Source organism: Aphanothece microscopica RSMan92 (genome assembly GCF_046613545.2).
GTDB lineage: Bacteria > Cyanobacteriota > Cyanobacteriia > PCC-6307 > Cyanobiaceae > NIES-981.
Map to the genome: position 1 here is coordinate 1 of NZ_JBKKKY020000092.1, position 8,663 is coordinate 8,663.

At 69.0% G+C, this 8,663-nt stretch carries 8 protein-coding genes; 5 read left to right on the forward strand and 3 right to left on the reverse strand.

The features are described 5' to 3' along the window. Nucleotides 1–490 precede the first annotated feature (490 nt). Entirely contained in the window at nt 491–1,132 is a 642-nt protein-coding gene (locus tag ACLD7X_RS15355) for a hypothetical protein (RefSeq protein ID WP_411424540.1), read from the forward strand. 129 nt (nt 1,133–1,261) lie between these two features. Here ACLD7X_RS15355 and ACLD7X_RS15360 read toward each other — a convergent pair whose 3' ends face one another. Further along, complete coding sequence (locus ACLD7X_RS15360; protein WP_411424541.1) at nt 1,262–1,756, reverse strand: allophycocyanin; 495 nt, start codon at nt 1,754–1,756, stop codon at nt 1,262–1,264. Between the two features lie 119 nt (nt 1,757–1,875). Between ACLD7X_RS15360 and rlmD the strand changes: the two genes are divergently transcribed. Beyond that, on the forward strand, nt 1,876–3,222 hold the full coding sequence (gene rlmD, locus ACLD7X_RS15365) for a 23S rRNA (uracil(1939)-C(5))-methyltransferase RlmD (protein WP_411424542.1): 1,347 nt from the start codon (nt 1,876–1,878) through the stop codon (nt 3,220–3,222). Between the two features lie 23 nt (nt 3,223–3,245). Here the strand turns inward: rlmD and pheT are convergent, their stop codons facing one another. Continuing rightward, on the reverse strand, nt 3,246–5,747 hold the full coding sequence (pheT, locus tag ACLD7X_RS15370; protein WP_411424543.1) for a phenylalanine--tRNA ligase subunit beta: 2,502 nt from the start codon (nt 5,745–5,747) through the stop codon (nt 3,246–3,248). Between the two features lie 116 nt (nt 5,748–5,863). On the opposite strand from pheT, the gene rpmG reads away from it, so the two are divergent. The 3 genes from rpmG (at nt 5,864) to ACLD7X_RS15385 (ending at nt 8,400) form a co-directional block, all read left to right on the forward strand. Then, nucleotides 5,864–6,058: a 50S ribosomal protein L33 gene (gene rpmG, locus ACLD7X_RS15375; protein ID WP_411424544.1), complete on the forward strand. Its 195-nt coding sequence runs from the start codon at nt 5,864–5,866 to the stop codon at nt 6,056–6,058. 79 nt (nt 6,059–6,137) lie between these two features. Next, the gene (rpsR, locus tag ACLD7X_RS15380) at nt 6,138–6,359 is read left to right on the forward strand and encodes a 30S ribosomal protein S18 (protein ID WP_006041316.1); all 222 of its coding nucleotides are present in this window, start codon (nt 6,138–6,140) and stop codon (nt 6,357–6,359) included. 76 nt (nt 6,360–6,435) lie between these two features. Next, nucleotides 6,436–8,400 carry a ribonuclease catalytic domain-containing protein gene (locus ACLD7X_RS15385; RefSeq protein ID WP_411424545.1) on the forward strand — a complete coding sequence of 655 codons (1,965 nt, stop codon included), beginning with the start codon at nt 6,436–6,438 and terminating at the stop codon, nt 8,398–8,400. A 45-nt stretch (nt 8,401–8,445) separates the two neighbouring features. On the opposite strand, the gene ACLD7X_RS15390 is transcribed toward ACLD7X_RS15385, so the two are convergent. Next, a partial coding sequence (locus tag ACLD7X_RS15390) for a hypothetical protein (RefSeq protein ID WP_411424546.1) occupies nt 8,446–8,663 on the reverse strand: 218 nt, incomplete at its 5' end.

An 8,663-nucleotide genomic window follows, 5' to 3' on the forward strand; every position in this document is an offset into this window, starting at 1 on the left:
TCTGGCTGAGACCAGTACCTAGTCCTGGACAAGACCAGCAAGATCAATTTTGCTCTTGGCTTCCGCGCCTTTTGCGTGGGTTCGCCTCCTCCGTGGTCGGAGGTGATGGGTCCGCCAGGAGGCGAAGCCTCAGCAGCATTCCCGAGCTCCGTCCCCGCCCCCTCGTGCAGCCGTATCCGCTGTCTCAACTGGCCCGGGTGAGTCGTGCTCCGTGTCCAGCTGCGCCTCGTAGCTGGGACTCCTGGCTTGTGGCCGCGTGGGTCGCCCTGGGGCTTGCGGTCTTTCGGTGGCCCAGCCAGGGTCCTAGAGAGGGTCTAGGCTTGGATCCATGACCGCCTCTGCACCTGGCGGCCCCTGGATCGCTCGTGACAGAGCTTGAGCCCCGGGCCCCCTGCGCCGATTGCCCCAGAGCTCGCCAGAGGGCCTTCCAGGCCGCTGATCGGTGTCACCACCTGAGCGCTCTGACCACACCTGTCCGAGGGAATCCACCATGACTGAACGTACCGCCTCTGACGATGTCACGACCCTGCTGCGGCGTGGTTCGGATGACGATTCCTCGTCGTCCTCGGGCTCGGATGACTCTTCCAGCTCGGATGACAGTTCTTCCTCATCGGGGTCATCGAGCGATGACGACATCGTCATCATCGACGGTGTACCCGTCAAACTCCGGGGTGATGGAACAGTCGATGATTCTCAGCCCACCGGGCTGATCAGCACGTCCTCAGGTCTCAAGTTGCGCGGGGATGGAACCATCGATGACAGCCAGCCCGGCGTGCTGCGGATCGTCGGCACCCGCCGTGCCGATCGCATGGTCGGTACGGGCATCTCGCGGGAATGGCTGCGTGGTCGCCGTGGCAAGGATGACTTCGTGCTGGGCTCGAAAAAGGGAAGTTTCTATCTCAAGAGCAGCCGACGCGCCAAGGATGTCACCTTTGCGATCATCGAGGACTTCCGAAAGGGTGACGAGGTCGTGCTGCACGGCTCCCGGTCGGAGTATCGGTTTGCGATGACCAAGCGTGCCGGCGACGTTGGCCTTGGGATTTTTCACAAGGGCAACAAGGGTGATGACCTGGTCGCCCTTCTTGCTGGCAGGGAAACACTGGGAGCCTCACGCCTCGATTTCGTCGGTTGAGGCGCTGACTGGTGGTGGCCCCATCGGCTGTCTCGGTTGAGACAACGGATGCGGCCAGCGCGAGTCTTGAATGAGACGGATAGACTGGCCGCTGGCCGGATTGCGGCGATCAGCAGCCTCCGAGCTGGATCAGGTGGGTGTCTGCATCCCCTGGATGAGGAAGTCGAAGTAGGGGGCAGCCATGCTGGCCTCCTCCGTGCTCAGCAAGGCGAGAGCGGCCTCCTTGAGGCTGCGCATCGCCTCGACCATCCCCGGCATCGGCACACCCAGGCTGTTGTACATCTCCCGGGCTCCGACCAGCCCGATCTGCTGGATCAGCTCGGTGCTGCCGGCCAGGACCCCGTAGGTCACCAGCCGCAGGTACCAGCTGTAGTCCCGCAGGCACTGGGCCCGCTGCTTCTGGCCATAGGCGTTGCCGCCCGGGGCGACGTAATCGGGCTTGCGGGCGAAGAGCTGCTTGGCGGCCTCATCGACAATCTTTTTCTCGTTGTCGGTGAGCACCCGCACCACCGCAAGGCGCCGGGACCCTCCGCTGAGGAAATCGACCATCGAGCGCAGCTCGCCGCCGCTCGGATAGCGGAGCTGATCATCTGCCTGAAGGATCAGATCCCGAACGACGCTCATCGCTGCGACCACGTGCAGGCGTCAGTGTATCGAGTTCGCCGGGCTCCCCCCTGGCCCAGGAACAAGGTGTAACGGCACTTTGCAGAGCCTAGGGTCCCCTTCGGGAGCAGAGGCTGCAGATGAACGAACGGGTGGAGCTCCGCATTGATGGTCTCTCCCATGACGGGCAGGGCGTGGGCCGCCTCGATGGCCAGGCCTGCTTCGTCCCCGGTGCCCTGCCCGGTGAGCGGGTCGCGGTGCGGCTGCACAGCCGTGCCCATCGCCTGCGGCTGGCCGTCCTGGAGCGCGTTCTCGAGCCGTCCGCTGACCGGCGCCGACCTCCCTGCATCCTGGCCGACCACTGCGGTGGTTGCTCCCTCCAGCATCTGGACGACCCTGCCCAGGCCGACTGGAAGCGCAGCCGGCTCGTGGAGACGCTGCGTCGCCTGGCCCACCTGGATCCGATCGTCGCCCCCACCCTGGCCTCTCCGCAGCCTCTGGGCTATCGCAACCGCGCGATCATCCCCCTGGAGCGGCTTCCTGAAGGCCCGTTGCGGGCGGGCTACTACCGCCGCGGATCCCACCGGATCGTCAACATGAACCGCTGTCCGGTGCTGGATCCGCGCCTCGATGCGCTGATTGCCCCCCTGAAAGCGGACCTGGAGATCAGCGGCTGGCCGGTGGACCGTGATCTCCGCGATGGCGGCGGACTCCGTCATCTGTCGCTTCGGGTGGGCCACCACACCGGAGAGGTGCTGCTCACCCTGATCAGCAGCCATGATGAGTTCCCGGATCTCGCCGACTGGGCGCAGCGCTGGCTGGACCGCTGGCCCACCCTGGTGGGGGTCACCCTCAACCTCCAGCCACGACCCACCAACACCCTGATGGGGCCCCAGACCACGCTGGTGGCAGGCCGCAGCTGGCTGATGGAGCGCTTCAGTGGGCTGGACCTGCGGATCGCCACCGACACGTTCTTCCAGGTCCACACCACCCAGGCGGAACGGGTGGTGACCCTGCTGCTGGCCGCCCTGGCCGCGGAGACCCCGGGGGTGCTGGTGGACGCCTACTGCGGCATCGGCACCTTCAGCCTCCCCCTGGCTGCAGCGGGTTGGACGGTGCACGGCATCGAACGCAACGCCGAGGCGATCCGCCTGGCCCGGATCAATGCCGAGATCAACACCCTGACGGACCGCGCCCGTTTCGAGACGGCCAACGTGGCCGAGATCCTCGAGGCCCGGCTCACCGGCTGTGACGCTCTGCTGGTCGATCCTCCCCGCAAGGGACTCGACCCGACGGTGCTCCGGCTGATCCGGCAGTGCCCCCCCGCCAGCCTGCTGTACCTCAGCTGTGATCCGGCGACCCTGGCGAGGGATCTGGGCCAGCTGGTCGAGGGGGGGCTCTATGCCATCGCTTCGGTGCAGCCGCTCGACTTCTTCCCCCAGACCAGCCATATCGAGACCCTGGCGGTGCTGAGGCGCACCGGCTGAGCGGCGGGGCTTCCTCTTTGTGCTCAGCTGCGCAACTGGACCCCCAATTGCCGCTCCAGGGCCTGGCGGATGCGGCTGTGGGCCTCCTCCACATCGGCATCCGTGAGGGTGCGCCTGGGATCGCGGTAGCGAAGGCGGAAGGCCTGGCTGCACTGCCCCTCCCCGACCTGGGTTCCCTCGTAGCGATCGATCAGCTCCACCTGCTCCAGCAGGGGGCGGCCGGCCTTGCGCATCACCTGCAGCAGGTCGGCGGCCCGGGTGCTGGTCGGCACCACGAGGGCGAGATCGCGTTCCGACGCGGGCACGGTCGGGAACGGGCTGAAGCTCGGTTGCCAGCGGTTCCGGCGCGTGGCTGCCGTCACCAGGGCCGCCATCTCCAGCTGGAACACGTAGGTGGCCGCGGGGAGGTCCTGTTGCTCAGCCTGTTCGGGATGGAGCTGGCCGAACCAGCCCGCCGGACGGCCCTCCACCACGACCAGAGACGCCCGGCCGGGATGGAGCAGGGGATGATCGCTGAGCACCCGGTCCTCGGTGACGATCTGGAGGCCGGCGAGAGCCTGCTCCAGGCATCCCCGCGCCTCGAAATAGCCTGGTGGCCTGGGCTTGCCACTGCTGCTCCAGCGCTCGGCCCGTCGCTCACCGCTGATCACGCCGACCAGCAGTTCCCGCTGGCCGCCCTCCCGGTTGAACACGGCCCCGATCTCAAAGGCCCAGAACCCCGCCTGCCCTGCCTGGAGATTGCGACGGGCCGCCTCCAGCAGCTCCTGGTGGATCGTGTCCCGCAGGTGGCCGTAGTCGGCCAGGAGGGGGTTCGCCAGGGGAAGACGAGCCGGGTCGGCGTTCACCAGGGAGTAGGAACAGACCTCCTGCAGCCCGGCGGCGCAGAGGCCCCGGCGCAGCCGGCGTTCGGCCTGCTGCTCCGGCCGCAGCCCCCCGGGTTCGATCGGATCGGGCAGGTGGCTCGCGAAGTGGTCGTAGCCCACCAGGCGGGCCACCTCCTCGATCAGATCCACTTCCCGGCGCAGGTCCATCGCCCGGGATGGCGGCACCCGCACCACCCAGCCCTCCGGTTCGGCCGCCAGGCTGCAGCCGATCGCCGCGAGGGTCTGCTCGATCCGCTCGTCAGCGAGATCGTCGGCCTCACCATCCACCACAACCGGTCCGAGCAGGTTGTGAAGCGCATCACGGCGCAGGTGCAGCGGAGCGCTCTCGCACGCCTCACGCCGATGCAGCCAGCGCGACTCCACCTGGCCCCCACAGATCTGCTGCAGCAGCTGGCAGGCCCGGTCGCTGGCGGCCAGCGTGGCTTCCAGGGGCAGGCCCTTCTCGAAGCGGCTGCTGGCCTCGGTGCGCAACCCCACACTCCGTGCCGACCGTCGCACCGCCTGGGGGGCGAAGACCGCAGCCTCCAGCCAGATGGCCGTGGTGGCCTCCTGCACGGCCTCGTCGGCTCCTCCCATCAGTCCGGCCAGGGCGATCGGCCGATCCCCATAGGTCACCGTGAGGGCCTCCGGGCCGAGCACACGCTCCTCGCCATCGAGGGTCGTGAGGCGCTCGCCCTCGAGGGCGTGGCGGAGGCCGACGGCGGCTGGATCGGCTTCGGGACGGGCTGGACCTGGCGTGCCGGCGGCCGGAGCCAGCTTCGCCAGACGGTCGCGGTCGAAGGCATGCAGGGGCTGCCCCGTTTCCAGCATCACCAGGTTGGTGATGTCGACCACACTGTTGATCGGCCGAACCCCGGCGTTCTGCAGCCTGCGCTGGATCCACAGCGGTGAGGCCGTCACGGCCAGCCCCGTGAGGGCCGTGAGACTGAACAGTCCGCCCTCCTCGATGGCCCGGCGGGTCTCGGCGGTGCCGGGCAGCGGCCTGGCGTCGATGGCCTCCGGCGGCGCCTCGAAGCGGGTCTCCAGACCCAGCAGGGCGGCCACCTCCCTGGCGATGCCCTGCATCGAGAGCCCATCGGGACGGTTGGCGGTGATCGCCAGCTCCAGAATGGTGTCGTCGAGGCCGAGGCTCGGACCGACGGGACTCCCCAGCTCCGGGACCTCGTCAAGAAGATCGTCCAGCACGGCGATGCCGCCGGAGCTGTCGCCGAGGCCGAGCTCCGTGAGCGAGCAGATCATGCCGCTGCTGGCCACCCCCCGAAGTTCCGCCGGTTTGATCGTGAGCTGCACCGCCGGGAGGGTGGTGCCGACCAGGGCCACGGGCACGTGAATGCCGGCACGCACATTCGCGGCGCCGCAGACGATCTGCAGCCGCTGATCGCCGCCGACCTCCACCTGACAGACGCTCAGTTTGTCCGCGTTGGGGTGGGGGGCCCGTTCCGCCACGTAGCCCACGACGACCCCGCGGGCCTGGGCGGAGAGGTCGTCGATCGCCTCCACCTCGAATCCGGCGATCGACAGCCGTTCCGCCAGCTCCTCCGCCCGGAACTCAGGCCCGAACAACCCGTCGGCCGCCGCCGAGGCGGAGTCTGCGGCCGGGGCCCCCACCAGCTCCCTCAACCACCGGAGCGAGACCCGCATCGACCGCCGACCACATCACGAGGAGCGGATCCTAGAGATTGGTCGGGGTCCGGTCCCTCCGGGAGGTAAGGTGCGAAGTTGTCATCTCGCTTCGCACACGCGGCGCAACGTCCTTCATGGCTAAGAACAAGGGCGTCCGGATCGTGATCACTCTCGAGTGCACCGAATGCCGGTCCAACCCCGCCAAGCGGTCTCCTGGTGTGTCCCGCTACACCACCGAGAAGAACCGCCGCAACACCACCGAACGGCTGGAACTCAAGAAGTTCTGCCCCCACTGCAACAAGGCGACCGTTCACAAAGAGATCAAGTGAACCTGCCGTCCCGCCCGTCCCTTCGGGTTCGGGTCCATCGCAGCGGCAACTTCCACGTTCCTTCCCTTCCTGCCCCTTCATGTCCAGTTCCTTCTTCAAGAAGCGCCTTTCGCCGATCAAGCCCGGTGACCCGATCGACTACAAGGACGTCGATCTGCTCAAGAAATTCATCACCGAGCGCGGCAAGATCCTGCCCCGTCGTCTCACCGGCCTGACGGCCAAGCAGCAGCGCGATCTCACCAATGCCGTCAAGCGTGCTCGGATCGTGGCCCTGCTGCCGTTCGTGAACCCCGAAGGCTGACGTCGTCCTGAGCCAGGCTGCCCTCCATCCCGGGGATCTCGTCGGCGTCCGTGACGACCGCGGCGTCCACCTCGCCGTGGTGCTGCAGCCCAAGGGATCCAGGCTGGAGCTGAGCGTTGGTTTTCAGGGCCGGCGTCAGCAGCTTCCGCAGCGGGCCATCGAGCCCATCAGCCCCCTGCCCCCCGGTGCCTCCGCACCGGAGCGCCTGGGGGTCTTCCCCTGGCTGTTCAGTGCCGAGGACCTGCAGCAGGCCCAGCCCCGGCCCCGGGATTTCGCCGCCGCCTGGCTGCTTCTGCTCGAAGCGGACCAGGAGCTCTGCCTGGCGGACTGGGTGGAGCTGGTGGCGTCCAGCACCGATCCCGTCGTGCTGGCCTCCTGCTGGCTGTGGCTGCATGGCTCCCAGCTGCTGTTCCGGACGCGGCATCAGGGCATCGCCGCCCGGGCCCCGCACGACCTTCGCCAGCTCCGCCAGGACCGCCACCGCATCGCCCTGCAGCAGCGCCGCCAGTCGCAGTGGCAGGAGGCCCTCCAACGGCGACAACCCCTGGAGCGCAGCAGCCTGGATCCCCGGCAGCAGGCCGACCTGGATCTGCTGATCGACTGGGCCTCCGGTCGGGGGGTGGGGGAGCTGCCGGTGGAGCTCCGCCGGGCCCTCCAGGCCGCCCACTGCCCCGCCGACAGTGGCGCCATCCGCCACCTGCTGGTGGATCTGGGTCAGTGGCAGGCCCACCATCTGCCCTCCCTGCAGGACACCTGCTGGGAGACCGGTTTCAGTGCCGAGCTCGAGGCTGAAGCCCAGCAGCTGATCGAGCGTGCCGGCTCCGCACTGCCCGGCGATGACCAGCGGGTCGATCTGCTGCTCCAGCGCTGCGTGACCATCGACGATGCCGATACCCGTGACATCGATGACGGCCTGGCGCTGGAGCGTCTCCCCTCCGGGGATCTCCGGATCTGGATCCACGTGGCCGACCCCGGGCGCCTCGTGGCCGCCGGCTCTCCGCTCGACCTGGAGGCCCGCCGCCGCGCCAGCAGCCTGTACCTGGCCAGCGGCATCCTGCCGATGTTCCCCGAGGCCCTGGCCCTGGGTCCGCTGAGCCTGCGGGCCGGCCAGACCTGCGCCGCCTGGAGCGTCGGTGTGGATCTCGATGCCGCAGGTGCCGTGAGCGCCTACCGGCTGGTGCGCAGCTGGGTGCGCCCCACCTACCGCCTCTCCTACGAGGACGCCGACGAGCTGATCGAGCTGGCCCCTCCCCAGGAACGGGATCTCAGCGATCTGCACCGGCTGCTCGGCCGCCGTCGCGACTGGCGGGTGGCGCGCGGGGCCCTGCTGATGGACCAACCCGAGGGACGCATCCGGGTTCAGGCCGGCGAGCCCGTGCTGGAGATCACCGAACCCAGTGCTTCGCGGCTGATGGTGGCCGAGGCCATGGTCCTGGCGGGGTCGGTCGTGGCGGCCCACGGCATGGAGCATGGGCTGGCCCTGCCCTACAGGAGCCAGCTGCCGGCGACGCTGCCGCCTGGGGCCGAACTCGATGCCCTCCCCCCCGGGCCGGTGCGCCATGCCGCCCTGAAGCGTTGCCTCAGCCGCGGACACACCGGAGCGACCCCCAGCCCCCACTTCAGCCTGGGGCTGCCGGCCTACGTGCAGGCCACCTCGCCGATCCGCCGCTATGGAGACCTGCTGGTGCAGCGTCAGCTCCTCGCGCAACAGCAGGCCGGCCGGCCCCTCGAGGCCGAGGCGGTGCAGGCCCTGTTGACCGAACTGGAGGGGCCCATCCGCCAGGGCATCCAGATCAGCCGCGAAGACCAGCGCCACTGGCAGCAGGTGTGGTTCGAGGCCCATCGTTCTGGCCAGTGGATGGCCCAGTTCCTGCGCTGGCTTCGCCCCCAGGACGGCCTCGGTCTGGTCCATGTCGACGAGCTGGCCATGGACCTGGCGGCCCAATGTCCGGGCGGCTCGGAACCCGGCACGGCCCTGCTGGTGCGGGTGCACCGGGTCGACCCCCTCCGCGACCAGCTCCAGCTGGTGGCGACGGCCTGAGGCAGCCTCAGCCCCAGGGCGCCTCGAGCGCCCTGGCCTCCGGGGTCAGCCGTCGAGGCGCGAGATCCGCAGCCAGGGGCCCCAGGGGTTGCAGCACCCCACCACGGTCACCGTCCTGGCCCCGTCGAGGTCCTCGAGCCAGCGGTGCAGGGCCGGCTCCAGGGTGATCACGGGCCAGCAGTCGGTGGCGGTCGTGAGCCGATAGCCACCCTCCCCATCGGCGCTGAGGCTGCCCCGCCAGCTCTGCTCACCGGGCTCCTTCG

Bases quoted from the DNA above. Each gene is read 5' to 3' on its own strand.
- rpmG (WP_411424544.1), top strand. From the start codon at position 5,864: ATGGCTAAGAACAAGGGCGTCCGGATCGTGATCACTCTCGAGTGCACC.
- pheT (WP_411424543.1), bottom strand. From the start codon at position 5,747: ATGCGGGTCTCGCTCCGGTGGTTGAGGGAGCTGGTGGGGGCCCCGGCC.
- rlmD (WP_411424542.1), top strand. From the start codon at position 1,876: ATGAACGAACGGGTGGAGCTCCGCATTGATGGTCTCTCCCATGACGGG.
- ACLD7X_RS15355 (WP_411424540.1), top strand. From the start codon at position 491: ATGACTGAACGTACCGCCTCTGACGATGTCACGACCCTGCTGCGGCGT.
- ACLD7X_RS15360 (WP_411424541.1), bottom strand. From the start codon at position 1,756: ATGAGCGTCGTTCGGGATCTGATCCTTCAGGCAGATGATCAGCTCCGC.
- rpsR (WP_006041316.1), top strand. From the start codon at position 6,138: ATGTCCAGTTCCTTCTTCAAGAAGCGCCTTTCGCCGATCAAGCCCGGT.